The 20,391-nt window shown below is 31.1% G+C and carries 12 protein-coding genes; all 12 read right to left on the reverse strand.

Annotated elements, in window-relative coordinates:
• Positions 1–66: 66 nt before the first annotated feature.
• The gene (locus BN1372_RS11930; RefSeq protein WP_062199767.1) at positions 67–3,963 is read right to left on the reverse strand and encodes an N-acetylmuramoyl-L-alanine amidase; all 3,897 of its coding nucleotides are present in this window, start codon (positions 3,961–3,963) and stop codon (positions 67–69) included.
• 179 nt (positions 3,964–4,142) lie between these two features.
• Complete coding sequence (locus BN1372_RS11935; protein ID WP_062199769.1) at positions 4,143–8,282, reverse strand: N-acetylmuramoyl-L-alanine amidase; 4,140 nt, start codon at positions 8,280–8,282, stop codon at positions 4,143–4,145.
• A 322-nt stretch (positions 8,283–8,604) separates the two neighbouring features.
• Positions 8,605–9,954 carry an MBOAT family O-acyltransferase gene (locus BN1372_RS11940; protein ID WP_147515381.1) on the reverse strand — a complete coding sequence of 450 codons (1,350 nt, stop codon included), beginning with the start codon at positions 9,952–9,954 and terminating at the stop codon, positions 8,605–8,607.
• Between the two features lie 50 nt (positions 9,955–10,004).
• Positions 10,005–11,060, reverse strand: a complete 1,056-nt coding sequence (locus BN1372_RS11945; protein ID WP_062199773.1) for an SGNH/GDSL hydrolase family protein — start codon at positions 11,058–11,060, stop codon at positions 10,005–10,007.
• Between the two features lie 365 nt (positions 11,061–11,425).
• Entirely contained in the window at positions 11,426–12,559 is a 1,134-nt protein-coding gene (locus tag BN1372_RS11950) for an O-antigen ligase family protein (protein WP_062199775.1), read from the reverse strand.
• A gap of 8 nt (positions 12,560–12,567) precedes the next feature.
• Entirely contained in the window at positions 12,568–13,719 is a 1,152-nt protein-coding gene (locus BN1372_RS11955) for a glycosyltransferase family 4 protein (protein ID WP_062199777.1), read from the reverse strand.
• Between the two features lie 64 nt (positions 13,720–13,783).
• Complete coding sequence (locus tag BN1372_RS11960) at positions 13,784–14,998, reverse strand: hypothetical protein (RefSeq protein ID WP_062199779.1); 1,215 nt, start codon at positions 14,996–14,998, stop codon at positions 13,784–13,786.
• A 94-nt stretch (positions 14,999–15,092) separates the two neighbouring features.
• The gene (locus tag BN1372_RS11965) at positions 15,093–16,205 is read right to left on the reverse strand and encodes a glycosyltransferase family 4 protein (RefSeq protein WP_062199781.1); all 1,113 of its coding nucleotides are present in this window, start codon (positions 16,203–16,205) and stop codon (positions 15,093–15,095) included.
• Positions 16,202–17,050, reverse strand: coding sequence for a glycosyltransferase family 2 protein (locus tag BN1372_RS11970; protein ID WP_062199783.1), 849 nt, complete (start codon positions 17,048–17,050; stop codon positions 16,202–16,204). The genes BN1372_RS11965 and BN1372_RS11970 overlap by 4 nt, the downstream gene beginning before the upstream one ends.
• Positions 17,051–17,099: 49 nt before the next feature.
• Positions 17,100–18,269 (reverse strand): glycosyltransferase, encoded by a 1,170-nt coding sequence (locus tag BN1372_RS11975; protein WP_062199785.1) that lies wholly within the window; start codon positions 18,267–18,269, stop codon positions 17,100–17,102.
• Between the two features lie 378 nt (positions 18,270–18,647).
• Entirely contained in the window at positions 18,648–19,583 is a 936-nt protein-coding gene (locus BN1372_RS11980) for an SDR family NAD(P)-dependent oxidoreductase (protein ID WP_062199787.1), read from the reverse strand.
• 18 nt (positions 19,584–19,601) lie between these two features.
• Entirely contained in the window at positions 19,602–20,252 is a 651-nt protein-coding gene (locus tag BN1372_RS11985) for a sugar transferase (protein ID WP_062199789.1), read from the reverse strand.
• Positions 20,253–20,391 lie beyond the last annotated feature (139 nt).

Consider the following 20,391-nt stretch of genomic DNA (forward strand, 5'->3'; position numbering starts at 1 on the left):
ACTTAACGTAAAATTTCACTGGCTTTTTCAGTTCAGAGGAGGGTTTTGTCCCAGCCTCTTTAAACATTACTTTCTACGTAAACCAAGGAATTCTGCGATTCCATCTGCATGTGCTTTCGCTACTTGATTTCTAAACCATTCTTGTTTCATTTTTGCCATTTCTCGACTATTGTCCATATAACCATTTTCAGTTAAAATGGCTGGCATTGTTGTATTACGAAGAACAGAGAAATCAGCAGACTTTTTACCACGATCATTAATGCCGTTAGAAGTATAAACTGGAACAATATGTTTATGCATAATGTTTTGAAGTACAACGCCATTTGATTTATCTTCATGACGATAGTCTTCATATCCAGCGCCACCACCTGCATTTAAATGAATCGATACAAATACATCTGCACCTAAATTATTAGCAATTTCAGCACGTTTGATTAGATCATCCTTACGAACTTCTGCCAAATGTACATTACTTGTTCTTGTTAAGTACGTACTATGTCCAGAATAAAGTGTGTTTAAATAATACTCTACACGTTTAGCTAAATCTAAATTCATCGTTTCTTCTGCTAATCCATTACCACGAGCACCAGTAAATTTACCACCGTGACCTGGGTCTATAACAATTTTCTTTAATACTACCATAAAGATTGGTGAACCAATTGTAGATTCTCCTTTTGAAGGAGTTACATATTTTTTCTCAACATAAGCAATTTCAGAACCAGATTTAATTCGAATCCAGCGATTGTCAATATGGGCATCAATATGATAATCATGTCCCGCTTTTAAAGTTGCAATAGGTGAATAGCGAGTCGTATCTGTATATGCTTTTAAATCAGCGTAAGCATGAAAATACTTATGGTCGTTCGTAAATTCTGGATTCACCATATAACGATTGATATAGCCTTTTCGCCCTCCAAAGTCTACTAATACATAAAAGGATTCTGAATCATATGCACGAATATTACCTGCTTGTAATAGTTGACCAATCTCTTTAAATTTATTCCCTTCCTTACTATATACTTTTTGATTTATTGCGTACGCAACATCATAAAAGTTCGAATAAGCACCTGGTTTTAATAAAGATGATACAATAGAACCACCATTCGATGGAGTGACGTATTTCTTTTCAACGTAGACATTTCTATCTCCTACTTTGAGTTTTAGCCAATTATTATCAACATGTCCATCAATCCGATAATCTTCTCCAGCTTTTAACTTTGTTATGGAAGCATAATCTTTCGTGTTAGTATATGCGTTTAAATCTCCATAAACGAAAAAATAACCATGATATTTTGTAAATTCTGGAGTGACCATATATCGATTGATGTATCCTTTTCGGCCTCCAAAGTCTACTAATACATGATACCCTTCTGAACCATATGCTTTGACCATACCATCTTTCATAAACTGACCGATTTCTTTCCCATCTTGTCCGTAAACTTTTTGATTTGCTTTGTACGCTACATTGTAAAAGTTAAAATAAGTATTCGGTTTTAAAATAGACGATAAAATCGGTGCGCCATTTGATGGAGTAGTAGCTGATTTTTTTACATACGCTGTTTCACTACCTACTTTAATACGAATCCATTGATTATCTACCTGACTATCAATTCGATAATCTTCTCCCGCTTTCAAATAAGTAGTCACAGAAGATGCTGCTGTACTGCTATACGCTGGTAGTTCCGTATACGCATGGAAATAACCATGATACTTTGTAAATTCCGGTGTTACATTATTACGGTTCACATAGCCTTTTCGGCCTCCAAAATCAATTAATACATAATTCGATCCCGAACCATATGAACGTATTTTTCCATTTTTGGTAAATCGGCCAATTTCCTTTCCATCTGTTCCATATACCTTTTCATTTGCTTTATAAACTATGTTATAAAAGTTCCAATACGTATTTGGTTTTAATAAAGATGAAACAATAGGGCCACCATTTGACGGAGTTATAGCTGATTTTTTTACATACGCTGTTTCACTACCTACTTTAATACGAATCCATTGATTATCTACCTGACTATCAATTCGATAATCTTCTCCCGCTTTCAAATAAGTAGTCACAGAAGATGCTGCTGTACTGCTATACGCTGGTAGTTCCGTATACGCATGGAAATAACCGTGATACTTTGTAAATTCCGGTGTTACATTATTACGGTTCACATAGCCTTTTCGGCCTCCAAAATCAATTAATACATAATTCGATTCCGAACCATATGAACGTATTTTTCCATTTTTGGTAAATTGACCAATTTCTTTTCCATCTGTTCCATATACCTTTTCATTTGCTTTATAAGCTACAGTATAAAAGTTGAAATACGTATTTGGTTTTAATAAAGATGAAAGAATCGTGCCACCATTCGATGGAGTGACATACGCTTTCTCAACATAAGCAGTATCTGTACCTACCTTTACTTGAAGCCAAACACCGTCAGCTGTTTGTCCAGTGATTTTATAATCTTCTCCTGCTTTTAATGTTGTGATACCTACATAATTTTTCATATCGCTATATGCCTTAAGATCTCCGTATACATGAAAATAACCGTGGTATTTTGTAAAATTCGGTTTGACTATATATCGATTGATGTATCCTTTTCGGCCTCCGAAGTCTACTAACACATAATCATCTTCTGAACCATATGCTTTAACCGTACCACTCTTCAAGAAGCGACCGATTTCTTTTCCATTAGTTCCATATACCGCTTGATTTGCTTTATATGTTACATCATAGAAGTTAAAATACGTATTTGGTTTTAGTAAAGATGAAATGACTGTACTCCCATTTGATGGAGTTACGTAAGCTTTTTCTACATATGCGGTTTGTGTGCCTATTTTCACTTCTAACCAACGATTATCTACATGTTTATTAATACGGTAGTCTTCATCTGCTTTTAATGTACTTGCACCTGCGTAATTTTTCGTATCACTATATGCTTTGACGTCTCCATATACATGAAAATAACCATGATATTTCGTGAATTCCGGCGTTACCATATATCGATCAAGGTAACCTTTTCGACCACCAAAATCTACTAATACATGATAGTCTTCTGAACCATATGCTTTAATCGTACCATCATTCAACAATTGACCAATTTCCTTATACGTATTTCCTTCTTTTCCATATACCTTTTGGTTCGCTTTATACGATATATTATAAAAGTTAAAATCCGTTTGTGGGTTCACTAAAGAAGAAACAATCGACTGACCAGTGGAAGAAGTAGTATTTTTTCTTTCTATGTACACCTCTTGTCCACCAACTTTTATACGAATCCATTGATCATCGATATATTGATCAACTATATATTCGTTTCCACTTTTTAAAGAACCGAATTTCACATAGTTTGTTCCGGATTTCGTATACATTACAGCGTCAGTAGTAGCACGAAAATAAGGTGTTTGCGCATTTACTGCATTTACTACTAATACATTATTAGTAACGGTCTTGTTTTCATCAGCTTCACCTTGTTGAACTGACGTAGTTCTTAATTTTTCATCATTGTTATCCAAGGATTTTGTTTCTTTTATATCTGAAGGTTCTTGTAAGGAAGTAGAATTTAATTCTTGTTCACTACTACTTGGATTACTTAAAAAAATTTCCTCCTCACTCTTTCCTTCATCTATCGTATCGCTTAGTCCTTGTTCTTCCATAACGTTGTTTGAGGATTCCGAATTTTCTTTCGTTTGATTAGTTGTTTCATTCGTACTTACAGTTTCATTATAATTCACTATCTTCGATTCACCATATGTACTACCTATGCTATTATCATTCTCATCTATCTTACTTGAAGAGGATGAATCTTCTAATGAATTATGTTGTAACTGTACATTTTCCCCACTGTTATTGTCCGATATAATATCAATTTCTGAAGCTAAGGCAAATCTAGGAATAAAGAGAAAAAAGACGGTAAACATAAAAATGGCTATCCATGCAATATTCAATTGTTTTAGCGAATTCAATAAAATCCTCCTTTCGATGTAATTATTCACTATGATTATACCACTAATTATTTACTTTACACATAATATCCTATTAGTTTTTAGGTAAAAATACATATATAAGTAATTAAAATAGGGGTATCTTCTACTATTAAAAAGAAAAAGAGATAATCATCATTAAAATGATTATCTCTTTTAAACTACTTTCTAGATAAACTTAGAAATTCTGCAATAGCATTGACATGCGCTTTAGCAACTGCATTTTGGAAAGATTCCTGTTTCATTTTGGACATATCTTTTTCATTTGAAATGAAACCATTTTCAGTTAAAATGGCATCCATATTTGTACCATTTAATACTCGCAAGTCTATTCTTTCTCGTTTATGTCTAACTGTTAGACTATTTGCACTAAAAACATTTCCAACTTGTTGATGCATAATATCCTGAAGACGAGCAGTACTTGCAAAATTTCTGGAATAAATTATATCTTCATATCCAGAGGCACTTGAAGTAGATGAATTCAAATGAATTGATACAAATACATCTGCGCCCCAATTATTTGCCATCGCTACACGTTCATCTAACGTTGGATATGTGTCACTTGTTCTGGTTAGCTTCACTTCATGACCTGTATATAAAGTATTTAAATAATACTCTATTTTTTTAGATAATATTAAGGTTAGGTCCTTTTCCTGCAAATCATTCCCTACGGCTCCTGGATCTCTGCCACCATGACCTGGATCTATCACAATTTTTTTAATTGGTCCAGTTGGTTTTACTATAGGAGTTGGCGTAGGTGAAGTTACTATACTACTAGTTGGTTTATAGTTTAAAAAACTAGTAATATGCTGAGCAATTTTTACATGCCATGAACGGTCTGAAGCATATTCATATAGGTAGCCATTGTAAACCATTGCATCTAATGTCACTTGTTTCATCATGTTATTGTTACGAGTGGCTCTTGTATCTCCTTGGTATCGATCGTTAATCCACTTCACACCTTGAATAACTCCGTCTTTTGCAGAACTAAATGTATTCGCACAATCATAAGATGTACCTAATGAACAACGATCAACAGCTCCAATGCCAAAGAAATTATACTTACCATTCGCTAGTTTAGATGTACCCCAGGCACTTTCATGTCCAGCGTGTGCCATGATGTAAAGTGGGTTTAAGCCTGTTAACTTGCTAGCTTCTAAAATGGCACTACCCATCCCGAGCATTGCTGATGTTTCGTTAAAACGACTAGCTTGATATTGAATAAAACTATTAAGCTGGTCAGCAGTTACATTAGCTTTTGTGCGTAAATCGGTAAAAATGCCAATGTTTGATACAGTCGAACCTTGCGGATAACGAGTATCGTAACGAATTAAGTTAAATCCTTTATCATCTCGATATGGCGTATAGACTTGAGCACTAGTTTCTAGTGCTGCCCACATCCAACCTACTTGCCCGTCTGCTAAACGCACTTTTGCCCACGTTTTCGTTTTAATATTATTCGGTAAATATTCAATATCTAATACTTTTACAATGCTATTTTCTGAAACGTAACCAACTTTTGTTGCATTATCCATTGGTTGTTGACGAAGATTTCGTCCTTGTTTAACAAGCCAGTCAATCGCATTTAAATCTTTTACTAGATAATCGCTATACATCCACCCAACATTACCACTTAAAGCATCCATCACTACAGATACATAACCATCGCTCTCTAATACATTAACAGTGTTACCATAGTTAAGCATTTTCTGTAAATTATCTGTAGTAGCATAAGCAAGATAAGATGTGTTTTTAGCTGCTGCTTCATCTTTAAATAGCGGTAAATAATATGCAGCTACTTTATATGGGTCTCCAACTATTGCCGGAGTTACATAATACTTTTCAACGTATAGGTGCATATCACCATTTTTTATACGTATCCATGTATCATTAATTTGTTGATCAATCGTATAATTTTGGCCTGCTTTTAACAATGTAACTTCTTTAAATGAAGTCATATCACTATAAGCCTTTACATCTGCATACACATAAAAATGATGATGTGTATTATCAAAAGTAGGTTTTACCATATAACGATTAATACAACCTTTGCGACCACCAAAATCTACTAATACGTAATAACCTTCTGAGCCATACGCCCGAATTACTCCTGCATTCATTAATGGACCAATTTCTTTATACTCATTTCCTTCTTTGCTGTATACCATTTGATTGGCTTCGTAGGCTACATCATAGAAATTGAAATACGTATTTGGACGTAATATTGATGTTACAATTGGAGCACCGTTGGATGGAGTGACGTATGCCTTTTCAACATAGGCAACATCATCACCAATTTTAATTTTAAGCCACTTGTTATTGATTTGCTTATCAATTCGGTAATCTTCCCCAGCTTTTAAAGTCGTTACACCTTTATAGTTACTTGTGTCACTATATGCTTTTAGATCTGCATATACATGAAAATAACCATGATATTGTGTGAATTCTGGTGTGATCATATAGCGATTGATATATCCTTTACGACCACCAAAGTCTACTAATACGTAGTAATCTTCCGAGCCATATGAACGAATTTTTTTATCCCCTGTTCCATCATTTAACAATTGACCAATTTCCTTATACTCATTTCCTTCTTTGCTATATACCTTTTGAGTTACTTTGTATACTACATCGTAGAAGTTGAAATACGTATTTGGACGTAATATTGATGTTACAATTGGAGCACCGTTAGATGGAGTAACATACAGCTTTTCAACATATGCAGTTTGAGTTCCTACTTTGATTTGAAGCCAACGATTATCTATATGACTATCAATTCGGTAATCTTCTCCTGCTTTTAAAGTTGTCAACGGTTTATAACTCGTTGTATCACTATACGCCTTGAGGTCTCCATAAACATGGAAATAACCATGGTATTGTGTGAACTCTGGCATTACCATATAACGATTAATGTATCCTTTTCGTCCGCCAAACTCCACTAACACATAATAATCTTCCGATCCAAACGAACGAGTTGTTCCACCTTTCAATAATTGACCAATTTCTTTATACGTATTTCCTTCTTTTCCATATACCTTTTGGTTTGTTGAATAAGCTACGTTATAAAAGTTCCAATAAGTATTTGGTTGTAAAATAGAAGATAAAATTGGTCCACCGTTAGATGGAGTAACATATGGCTTTTCAACATATGCAGTTTGAGCTCCTACTTTGATTCGAAGCCAACGATTATCTATATGACTATCAATTCGATAATCTTCTCCTGCTTTTAAAGTCGTTACACCAACATAATTTTTTGTATCACTATACGCCTTGAGGTCTCCATAAACATGGAAATAACCATGATATTGTGTAAACTCTGGTGTTACCATATAGCGATTGATATAACCCTTGCGACCACCAAAGTCTACTAATACATAGTAACCTTCTGAACCAAATGATCGAATTGTTCCATCTTTTAATAATTGGCCCATTTCTTTTCCATCTTGTCCATACACCTTTTGGTTGGCATTGTACATTACATTGAAAAAGTTGAAATCTGTTTGCGGATTAATTAAAGAAGAAACAATAGATTCACCAGTGGATGCAGAAATATTTGCTCTTTCTACATATATTTCTTGTTCTCCAACTTTTATACGAATCCATTTATCGTCAATATATTGATCCACTACATACTCATTTCCGCTTTTTAACGTACCAACTTTTACGAAAGTTGTTCCAGACTTTGTATACATACCAGCATCATTCATAGTACGGAAATAAGGGGTTTGCGTATTTACCGTATTTACAACTAATGTATTATTGACAGCAATTTTGTTTTCATTCGTCACATTAACTTGATTTAATGATTCTGGTGTTTCTTCTACGTTATTTTCTGCTACGATTGTTTCATCTATATTTGAATTTTCTTGTATTGAAGTTGAAATTGTGTCTTGTTCATTAGGAGTTACGGTACTATCAGTTGGCTCTACTTCAACCGTACCTCCCGCAACATCTTCATTGAAACTTTGTTCTTCCAGTGCGTTACTATTAGAGTCTGAACTAGCAGAAGAAAGATTTTCTTCTTCCGTAACACTTGTGCTATCACCACTTATTAGGTTAGTAGGCGACGTTTCTTCAGGAACAACTTCATTTCCATCATTAGCAATAGTTGTCTCACCTTCTACGTTAGTAGTGTCTGAAATCAATTCTAATTCGTTATTAGAAACAGAAGAATTTTCTTCTACACTACTCAATGATGAATCTACTTCTGCAGCAAAAGTGAGATCAGGAAATAAAAAAGAAAATACAACAAATAATAAAATAGAGACCCATACAATATTCAGTTTTTTAAGTGAGTTCAATAAAATCCTCCTTTCTATGTATTTTTTACACTATGAGTATATCATTGTTTATTTTTTTTTTACATAGCCAGTAATCACACTTTAGAAAAGCTTTCTTTCATAAAAAAAGACTTCCCTAAAAAAAGTTACTTAAACGTAACATAGATAGAGGAAGTCTTTACTATAAAATGATGGATAAATAACATTTTTTCGCAATAAGAATTATTTTAGACAAACTTATTTATTAAAAATACAGAACATATAGTATATATTATATTGTTTATAAAATGACTAAAATACTACACTATTATGTGGTTGTATGTTTGAAAATATCATGTTCTTTTTAAAATTGGAAATAAATAAATGGTGATGAATTAACTGGAGTTAAAAATAATAAACCAAATAAGACAAAAAACAGAACAAAGAGACCTTTAAACGTATTTAACTTAAAATATGCATAATCTCCTAGTTTTTTTCCAATAAAATGAGCAATTACAATAACAGGTATGATAATAAATAACGACGTAGCATACCAGTTAATCCCTTCTACTCCATTCATAAAGAACATTTTTTGAATAATGATTAATGAATTTGTAAAATCCTTTGATCTGAAGAATACCCAAGCTATACAAATAAAAATAAAAGTTAGCAACCAACTAAAAAAGTTATACATATAACTTTCTTTTTGATTAGGCTGTCTAATATAATCCATATAAACCTTATGAATACCTAGTGCAACACCATGCAATCCACCCCAGATTACAAAATTCCAACTAGCACCATGCCATAGTCCACCTAATAACATAACAATCATTAGATTCATATATTGACGCACTTTACCTTTTCTGTTTCCACCTAAAGAAATATATAAATATTCTTTTAACCATGTTGATAATGAAATATGCCATCTTCGCCAAAATTCAGTCACACTTTTAGATACATAAGGCATATTGAAGTTTCTAGGAATATCAAAACCTAAACATTTCGCTGATCCTATTGCCATATCTGAGTAACCTGAAAAGTCACAATAAATTTGAATAGCATAAGCTATAACTGCTAACCAAATTGTAATAGAACTATAAATTTGAGGAGAGTCAAAAACTGGGCCCACAAATAAGGCTAATCGATCGGCTATTAATACCTTCTTTGCTAAACCAAATAAGAAAATTTGAATACCAACTTCGACATTACTCCACCGAATGATAATTTCTTTTTGTAATTGTGGGAAAAATTCTTTTGGTTTTAAAATTGGTCCTGCAATTAAGTGTGGGAAAAATGCAACCAAAAGAGCTAAATCCCAGAAATTATTAGGCGATTTATTCGTTTTACGATAAATATCAATCGTATAACTCATAACTTCAAACGTAATAAAAGAAATTCCTACTGGAAGGATAATCTCCAAATAAGGAAACCTAACTCCGAAATTATCCAACATGGTATTAGCAGATTCAATAAAAAAGTTAAAATATTTAAAAAATCCTAATATAGTTAAGTTAAAAACAACACTAGTTATTAACCAATTTTTTTTAACATTTTGTTTTTCACTATTTTCTATCTTTAGACCAAAATAATAGTTAACTAAAGACATAATAAACATCAAAAAGACAAAACGATAATCCCAGTATGCATAAAAATAATAACTAGCAACTAATAAAAAACCTTTTTTAATTTTATTTGATTTTACAAAAATCATAAAAAGTAAAACTACTATGAAAAAAATCAAATACTCTAGACTTGAAAAAATCAATCTACTAACCTACTTTCAAAGAAATTCGACAATTTCGTTGCTATCAGTTGATGGCCAATTTTATTCGTATGCCCCGTTCCTGGTGTTGTATTATGAAAACCATGCGCTGGAGTTTTATACTCTTCATAATAACTGATAAAGTCTTCTCGCATATTAATAAAATCTACATCATAATTTGCAGCATGTTTTTCCAATAACGTTTCTATTTCAGAAGGAGGAGTCTCCAAATCATAATAATTAATTTGCGGTATGTATAGCACTACAACATTAGGATATTTCTTTTTTAATTCTTCAATTGTCCATTCTACTAAAGAGTCATAATTTATAACTTCAATATCTTTTGAGTTGAAAGTAGTTGGTTTTTCGTTCGTTGTTTCATCAGATGAATCAGAAGATGAAGAGGAAGCTGCAATTTTTTGCGCTTTATCCGCCCCCAAACGAAATACAGTATACCCTGATAAATATTTTAGTTGAGGGAATTTCTGCACTAATGGGTTTGCACTTTGGAAATCTTGATTATGAACACTTTTGAATGTTTTTCCATCCTTTTCAACATAAAAGTTTCTTGTTTGATCTAACATATCTTCTACAAAATCACCGTCATTAAGTTGTATCACTGTATAATCTTGATGCAATGTATTTTGATAAAAATCAGCTAAATGAATATAATGCGCTGGACACGCACCACTTCTCCCTGCGTTTATTGTTTTTACATTAAAATTATTAACCTTTTTAAGATTACTTTCTAATTGAGTAGAATACATATATTTATCATGCACTTGAAATGCTTCTGTAAAAGAATCTCCCAAGGTCAATATCCGAAACTCATTCTTTTCTTTTTCAGTGATTTCTTCTTCTCTCATTCCTAAACTATTAATATGTGTGCGACTATATCCTTCCGTTGCATGTACATAAGTACCTTCTTTATAAATCCTACCTAAATCCGGATGCCCCTTATATCCTGTACTATCATTCACTGTATTCATAAGGATTACTTGCCAGCAAATAAGAGCAAGTATCACAGCAATACCCATTTTAAAAATAAGCTTCATTTTGCACACCACTTCCAAGTATTTCCTTTTTCAATAAACTCCTCTATTACAAACTGATAATTTTTTATCTGTACGCAATTTTTGGTATTTTATACAGATAAAAAACAAGAACAAACCTGTTATTTTCGAGGTTCTTATATCTTGGTACCTCTTATTAGCAGGTTTCCTTGCATTCCTTTTTATCTTTTATAACCATTTGCATTACTCTGTCAAAAAATGAAACATACAAAAAGAAATTCGACATGTATCGTCGAAATTTTCTTTTGCATGAATAACTATATCTTATTTTTAAATGAAAATAATAAAAAAATCTTCCGTTCATAAAGGCTAAATCCTTTATAACGTTTTTACATTAAGAATCAAATCTAGAAATTGTCTAAATATTTATTCCTCTCTGATTCATGTAAAGATCTACTAATAAATAAATTAACAGCAAACACAAACATAAAAAAGCAAAAATCAAAAAATGGAATAAATGATTCAGCAAATTGAACCGTCACCATAACAAATATAATTGCATCAGTTGGAAGTATTTTCTTAACTTTTTTAGGTACGGACATAATAATAAACATAATATACAAAAACAAACCTATTAATCCATTAAAAAATAACACGCTTACAAAATTATTATGTGGAGGCATATACGGTAAATTATATTTTTCTAATCCCTCAATAAGTACATTGCCTGTCCCAAATATGAACGTTGAAATTCCTCCAATGCTATCGATATATTCTTTCCACAAAATTGGTCTAAACGTTAAAAAATCATCTACTTTCGAAAATAGTGTAGGTGGTAAATTAACAATTACAAACACTAGTACATTCGCAAGTATCATATAAAATAATAGAACATACCGTAAATTATTATTTGCTTTTTTCACCACAAATATAAATAAAGGAAGAAGTACAAAGGCGAGAAAAGATGTTTTTCCATAACTAGCCAGCAATAATAAGGAACCTAACCCATATACAATCAACTTCACTTTTTGGGTGGAACTATTTATAAATAAATAAGTTAAATACGGAAGCATAAAAAATGCAACCACATTTTCGTTAATAATTTCCCCTCGAAGAGTGATTTTGAGATGAACAAACAGTGTAAGAATAACACCATAAACAAAATACAAAAAATATGTAACTTTTAGAGCCTGTTCAAATCGTTTTTTATCAACAAAAGCAACCATTAAAAATATTAATGTTAGGTAATAAAAGTTTCCAGTTAAACGAGCCAAAAAACCTTCACCCACATTGATATTTAATAAAGGATAAAAAAAGAATCCGATAATAAAACATGAGGCCAATACAATAATGACACTTCGCTGTCCATTAATATATTTTTTAAAATTTTGCTCAGGATATAAGTAACTTAAAGATAACGTCATTAAAGCTATAAACATAAAAGTTAAGTTATACCATGATTGATAATCCCCCATTGTAGGAAGCAAGTAACAATAATAGTATGTAAAGAAAGCTAAGACGATACCAACTACATATCTCATCCTTCTGTTCACCTGACTTTCTGATTACTATCAGCACTCTGTGTTAACATATTTTGATACACTTTTTCATAGTGCAATAATATATTTTTTAATTCATATTTTGAAGCTTCTTTTTTAGCATTTTCACCTAATTTTCTAATTAATGAGGGTTCTTTGATAATCGTTACAATGCTATTAATCAGTTGTGTATCATCATCTAAATTAATTAAAAAACCATTATATTGATCCTTTACAATATCCCGAGTTCCCCTTACGTTTGTTCCGATAATCGGTTTACCAAAACTAAGTGCTTCCATCAAACTTTTTGGAAGACCTTCTCTTTTAGATAACAACAATACTGCATCTGTATCCATTAGAATATTCGGAATATCACTTCTATACCCTAATATTTTGACATTTTGTAATTTTTCATCCTTAACATACTGATAATACTTTTCTTCATTCACACCATGACCAGCTAATAACAAGTACACATTTTTATTTCTTTGATATAACGTTTTCCAGTTCCTCAAAACATACATTTGATTTTTGTTATCATTTAACTCCGCTATACAAGAAAGAACAATGGCATCAGAAGGAATAGACAATTCTTTCCTAACCAATCCTTCTGAAACATTTTCTTTTAGTTTTTTAGAATCAATTCCTACACCATTTATAAAAAATAAATTTTTCTCATTCTCAAATCCCATTTTTTCTGCATTTTTAAAATCTTCACTGTTCATCACAATTAAACTATCTGTCCATTTTTTTGCTATTTTTTCACTTGGATAAAAAAGAAGCCAGTTGATAAAGGGAGCTCCTTTGAAAAAATGAAAACCATGAGCTGTGTAAACAACTTTCGTACTCGAATTTTTCCTTAATACAAATCTCGTTAAAAAACTAGCAATAGGAGTATGAACATGTACTAAATCGTAATGAGTGTTCTTAAAAAATGTAGATAAATCTTTTACAGCTTTAAAATGAGCCAAACTTAACATGCTACGTGAAAAATCAAAGTCATGACATACAACACCTAATTCTTCTATCTCATTCATTCTGCCTTCGTTGGAATTAGCTAAAGCATGAACTTCATATCCATGATTTGAAAAATATTGCATATATGGTTTATGAAAGTTTGCCAAATGTGTATATACAGTAGCTACAAATAATATTTTTCTCATATAAACACCTACATATTAATAATAAAATCTGCAAACATTATCCGATTTATATTTTCATTATCGTTTATTTAGCCTTATTAGAAAATGAAAATTTAAATTGGATTGGAGGATTGCTTAAAAGTATATTATACATCCCTCCGAAAAGCATAATGACTGAATATATGTTAACTACTTCTGGCCTTTGATAAATAGATGCAATAAATAAAAGAGCAAATAAAAATACCGTAAATTTGTTAAATTTATAAGCTACATATAGAATAAACCCAATCAAAAATACAAGATAAATGACACCATGAATAATAAATTCCTGTTTCCAACTATAAGATTTGGTATTTTTGAACTCTTCATAATAGTTTTCTGCACCTATGCCAAATAAAAATTTGGAAGTTGTTAAATCATTAAGATACTCTTGATATTTTACGTCAAATTCATCGGTAGTACGATTATCATTTTTTGTAAAAGGTAATTTTTGGGTAAAGTTATACCTAATTTGATGACCTAAATCTGTATTTTCTGGAATTAGCATCACGCTAAATGCTAATAACAAAATAACAATTAAAAATTTCTTTGTATTTACTACTAATAAATATAAAATAACAATAATAAAGAAGGCTGTAGAAAATGATAAAATTCCTGCAAGTAAATGAATTTTATTTCTATGCTTTTTTAATTTGAAATTATCCGCAATTAATAAAAAGGCACTACAAGTCCCTACTACACCTGGTTCATAAAACATTCCGTGAAATCGTTGTAAAATACCATAAGGTGCGAGTCTAATAACAGAACCAATATAATGGTTATATTTATTTCCGAAACTATTAATAATAGATTCGGGTTTAATATCAATATTTAACAATATTAAGATAAAAACAATTAAACCTGGTATATATGAAATAGCTATAATGGATGAAAAGAATGAGAAGATTTTTACCCAATCTTCTTTTTTAATAAATACCATCAATAATAATGATAAAGTAAAAACATTTGTAATAAAAAATGCTTTAAATCCTAGTGTAATTGTATATAATAATAACAACAAAGCTACACCAATTAACAAAGGACGATGCACAGCTAATAAATTTTTTTCACGATACACATATATCGCGATAACAGCAACATATAAAAGGAAAGCTGGCGCTAAAAATATAGTTTGATTGTTCCATATTACATATGGTTTTAAAAAAATAAATCCATACATACTAATAATGAAAGCAAAAATCACATAAAAATCAACGTTATTTTTCCACCATTCTTTATACTTATAAAAGAAATTCTTCATATAAATTTACCTCAACTTACTTTATATTCATTGCATGTACATGATTCATCTTATAAACATAAGGATTACTATGTATCGAATATGCATTGATCAATTATAAACTGGAGTACAACTCCAATAGCCTCTTTTCCATTTCATTCCATGAGTACTTGTTTTCATACACATTCAAAGCATTGTTAGACATCTCTTCTCTTAATTGTTTATTCTCATAAAGAACATGTAATGCTTCTTTTGTATCTGAAATGTTATGATAGTCCACTACAAATCCTATTTTTTCGTCGTCAACAATTTTATCAACACCAGTATTCTTTGCAACTAATAAAGGTTTCCCAAGCATCATTGCCTCATACATTTTATTGGGTGCTGAATACTTATGATTAGGGATATCTGGGTTATAAATACAAAATAGTACATCCGCCTCGTTAGATATTTCTAGTGATTTGGAGTAGTCTACTTTACCTAAAAAGTGAATATTAGGCGCGTCTTTTATATTATTTAAAATATCCTTTTCTCTCACCCCAAATCCAGCAATGTTTAATGTGAATTTTGGTTCACTCTTTACAATTTCAATCATTTCATCTAAAAAACGATCATTTTGTAAAACACCAACATAACTAATAACTAGTTGGTTTGTTTTTTTATTTATTTTCCCATTTATGGTAATGTTATCCGGTGTATTATGAATAAAAGCAATCTTCTTATATGTAGAACATCTAATTTGATCTAATCTATATTCAGTGGGTAGAATAATAGCATCTGCACTTTTAATTGCAAAACAATCTAATTTTAAAACTAATTTTTTTAACTTATTTGGTACCGGAAAAGAATCAACATAAAAATCATAAATATCGTACGTTACTTTTTTACGAAACAAAAGTTTCATCATTAAACTTGGTAAAATACTATCAAAGTTAGCAGCATGAATAATATCATATTGTTTTCGTTGTTTTATTAACATTTTTAATAAACTAAATTGCCACTTGATTAAAGGAATGAGATTTTTTTTACCCAATCCAAAATCTGATGGAATTCCCTTACGATAGACTTTGATATTTTCCCCTAACTTTCCTATTGTGTCTTGATCGCTAAATCGATCCCAGCCTATGGCAAATACATGATAATTATTTTTTTCTAAACTAATCATTTGTTTTTCTGCCCTTGGATCAGGATTAAAAGGATTGGCAGCAACAAAAACTACATTTTTCATTTTGATTTTAATCCCTTCATTTTACCTTTTAATACGACTAGATAGTACTTACTCTTTGTAAAATTTAATACTAAAACAGATTGAAGTAATCTTAAAATAGTTCTTGAAAGGTACTTCACTTTATCTAAGTAAGAAAATTGATGCTTAACCAATAAATATGCTTCACCTAATGCATAATTATATACTTTGATATAATCCATGTTGGAATAAGAAATATTAGGATATGGATGTTTTACTTGTACGCTAGGTACATACATAAAATCTTTGCTTTCTTTCAAAACCCTAATTGCAAAATCTGTATCTTCCCCTGAACCATAAATAGTGCCAGAACCAACGCCAAGTTCTTCATCAAAACCAACAATTGATTCTACTACTTCTCTCTTCACAAATAATGAAATAGAACACGTTTTTTTCATAATATTATCCATATCTAATCGGATTTGTTCATTATCAAAATAACCAACTTGGTCATTAGAAAGTGTATTCAAAACTTTTACAGATATCGCACTTTGTGCATGTTCATTAAAAAATTGATTTACATTTAATAAAGTATCTTCGCAATAAAGACAATCATCATCTGGAAAAACAACAATTTCCCCTTCTACATGTTTTAACCCAATATTTCTAGCTTGTGATAACCCTCTTGTTGTAATTTTAATATGCTTAATTATAAACTTTTTCTCATATGTTTCAATTAAATCCCTTAATAAATCATTGTTATTTTGATCTACAATAATCAATTCAAAGTTTTGGTATAGTTGTTCTTCTAACGATTTCAAAAACAATTCCAATTCTTCTTTTCGATTCAACGTGGCAACGATTAAGGACATTTTATAGTTTTTCACAAACATCATCCCCCTTTCTAACGGTTTCGTAATCAACGAGTTCATTTTATTATTTTTCTTTCCCTAATGATAAAAATTCTCGTTCTATTTTTGGAATAATATGTTCGACTGAAAAAAATTCCGCTCTTTTTTTACTTTCTAATTGTAGCATTTTTTGTAATGCTGGATTAGAAATAATTTTTGCAATTCCTTCTGCAATAGCCTCTGATGACCCTGGATAAACGAGCAATCCGCTTTTTTCATTTTCAACAATTTCTTTAGGACCTGTTGGACAGTTCGTTGCCACTGTACACTTACCTAACGCCATTGCTTCTATTAAAACTGTTGGTAGCCCTTCATATCTGGAACTTAAAACGAACATATCAGCTTTCTCCAAATATTTATAAGGATTTGATACGAACCCTAAAAGGTGGACACTATTTTCCACCGATAAATCTTTCGCTAATTTCCTTAAGTTCTCTTTTTCAGGTCCATCACCAAGAATAATTAAATTAGTTGGAATATCTGCTGTTAATAAATGATGGTGCGCTTTTATAAGTAAATCAAAACCTTTTACTTCGAGCAATCGACCTACTCCAATCAAGTTATACGCATCTTCTAAAAAAACATTTTTTTCTGTTATTGGCTCTTTAGATAACTTTCGTATCTCAGATAAATTATTTGGATTATAGATGACATTCATCTTGCTTTTGAGAACTGGGAATTGACGAATAGCAATTTCCATAGCTTCTCTAGAAACAGAAAAAACGGCATCTAATTTTCGGAAGGACCATTTACTCCATATGCGATGCTTAAATCCCCTAAATCCTTTTGGAAAATGATTATCTAAAGAAGTATGAATCCATCCAACAGATGATATATTTAACTTTCGACCAATAAGTGCTGCAAGGTAAGAGGATTCAAATTCTAAATATCCAACAACCAAATCACAATCCTTACAAAAAGAGGACGCGACTTTTGCTATCTTAAATATTTCTAATTCACTTTTGATTCTACTAATCTTTTTTGTTTTTCTTACTTCAATTTCTTGCTCATCTCGATATCCGAATACCTCTATATCTTCTGGTACTTCATTTAAATACTTTCCAAATTTATCAATCAAAAATAATTTTATGTTAAATTTATCTCTATCTAAAAATTTTAATATGTTAATTAAAATTCTTTCTGCTCCACCACCGGAAAGATTTTGCATCACAAAACAAACATTTGTTTTTTTCATATTTTTTACCTCGTAACATACAGAAATATTAATCATAAATTATCTATCTTCCAAAAATGGATAACGGATAACACGAAATACCCTATTTTTCATTAACAATAAAGAAAAACCCCCCATCAATTAGGGTTATCATTTTTCCTACACTGATAGTTAGATGAACTTATTTCACCTTTACGAAAAATTCAATTCCCCACTTAACTGTTTTACGAAGCTATCTTAATATTTTAAAATTGGGGTCTTACTCACCTTTAATAAGGGATAAAAAAACAAAAAAGGATTAGTTGAAACTAACCTATGGGTAAGATTACTTCAATAATCCTTCTGCATGTAAAATTTAAAAACATTACGTTACTTAAAGTTGTTTAAGATATCGTATCTTTAATTAATTTTTGCATAGCTCTTTTTATAAAACTCTAGTGTTCGATCTAAGCCCTCTTTTAACGTTACTAATGGACGCCAATTTAATTTTTCTAACGTTGTTGTGTAATCTAAAACACTATTTCTAATGTCTCCATCTCGTTCTTTTTTATAAATAGGAGCACATTTATTAGAGGAAGCTCCCATCATACAATCAAATAATTGATTAATGGTTATGTAGTTTCCTGAGGAAACATGGTACGTACCACTTTCGCTCGTTAATGCAGCTACGTTAGCTCTTGCAACATCACCTACAAAAATAAAATCTCTTGTTTGGTTACCATCACCAAAAATCGTTGGTTGTTCCCCATTAGATATTTTATCCGAGAAGATAGCAACCACTCCACCTTCTCCTTTAGAATCTTGGCGTGGTCCATACACATTACTATATCGTAAAACAGTATAATCAATACCGAATAACTCCTTGGAAATTCTTAAATACTCCTCTACTGTAAATTTAGAAAGTCCATAAGGGGAAGTTGGGTGAATAGGATGGGTTAAATCAATTGGTAAAAACTCAGGATTCCCATAAACAGCAGCTGAAGATGCAAAAACAATTTTCTTCACATTATATTTTTTAGCTGCTTCTATTATATTTAAAGAACCTTTAATATTTACTTCTTGATCAAAAAGGACATTATTTACAGATTCCGCAACACTTACTTGAGCCGCTTGATGGATGATATAATCTGGTTTTATTTCTTCCATAATGGTTAGAAATTTAGAAGAATCTAATATATCGCAATGAAAGAAATCAAGATTAGTTAAATTTAGATTTTCTACTTTACCAGTTGAAAGGTTATCGATGACCGCCACTTCATAACCTTTTTCCAAAAGCACTTCCACTATATGAGAACCTATAAATCCAGCCCCTCCAGTAACTAAAACTTTACTCACCTTGTATACCTCCTAAGATTATCTAGCTCCATTACCTGTAAAAACAATCACAATCGTTTTTAAACAAATTAAAAAGTCCATAATGAAACCTCTATTTTTTATGTAATACATGTCTAATTTGTATTTTTCTTCAGGTGTAATATCATATCCACCATTCACTTGTGCCCACCCTGTTAAACCTGGTTTAACTAATAACCGATTTACAAAGCCAGGTATCTCTTCATCGAATTGAGCTGTAAACACTGGTCTTTCTGGTCTTGGTCCAACTAAACTCATATCCCCTTTTAATACATTTATTAATTGAGGTAATTCATCAATTCTTGTTTTTCGAATAAAAAATCCTACTTTTGTAATTCTAGAATCATTTTTTTTTGCCCATTGCGCTCCATTTTTTTCTGCATCTATTACCATCGAACGCAACTTAATAAGGTTGAAATACCTTCCATCCTTACCCACCCTTTCTTGAATAAAGAAAGCCGGACCAGGTGACTCTAATTTAATTAACATTACAAATACTATAACAATTGGAAACGTAATGATTAAACCAACTAATGATAAAAAAACATCTAAAATCCTTTTTGTATAGTCATAAATCGTTCTATTAAGTTCAACTTCGTAGGTATGATAATTAGTTGAAGTATAAGTTTGAAAAAGATTTGTTGTCTTCAATTTTAACCCGCCTTAATAGTAAGTAATACACTGACTTTAATATTATACCATTTACTATTATATTTCTGAATAGATTTTTATTACAAGGAAAAGGTGTCATGTTTCCCATTCAACCTCTTCAATAAAAGTTACATATGAC

Origin of the sequence: Massilibacterium senegalense (assembly GCF_001375675.1) — a bacterium.
In the GTDB taxonomy this organism is placed as follows: Bacteria; Bacillota; Bacilli; order Bacillales; family Massilibacteriaceae; genus Massilibacterium; species Massilibacterium senegalense.

Bases quoted from the DNA above. Each gene is read 5' to 3' on its own strand.
- BN1372_RS11960 (WP_062199779.1), bottom strand. From the start codon at position 14,998: ATGAAGAATTTCTTTTATAAGTATAAAGAATGGTGGAAAAATAACGTT.
- BN1372_RS11940 (WP_147515381.1), bottom strand. From the start codon at position 9,954: ATGATTTTTGTAAAATCAAATAAAATTAAAAAAGGTTTTTTATTAGTT.
- BN1372_RS11965 (WP_062199781.1), bottom strand. From the start codon at position 16,205: ATGAAAAATGTAGTTTTTGTTGCTGCCAATCCTTTTAATCCTGATCCA.
- BN1372_RS11955 (WP_062199777.1), bottom strand. From the start codon at position 13,719: ATGAGAAAAATATTATTTGTAGCTACTGTATATACACATTTGGCAAAC.
- BN1372_RS11975 (WP_062199785.1), bottom strand. From the start codon at position 18,269: ATGAAAAAAACAAATGTTTGTTTTGTGATGCAAAATCTTTCCGGTGGT.
- BN1372_RS11945 (WP_062199773.1), bottom strand. From the start codon at position 11,060: ATGAAGCTTATTTTTAAAATGGGTATTGCTGTGATACTTGCTCTTATT.
- BN1372_RS11950 (WP_062199775.1), bottom strand. From the start codon at position 12,559: ATGAGATATGTAGTTGGTATCGTCTTAGCTTTCTTTACATACTATTAT.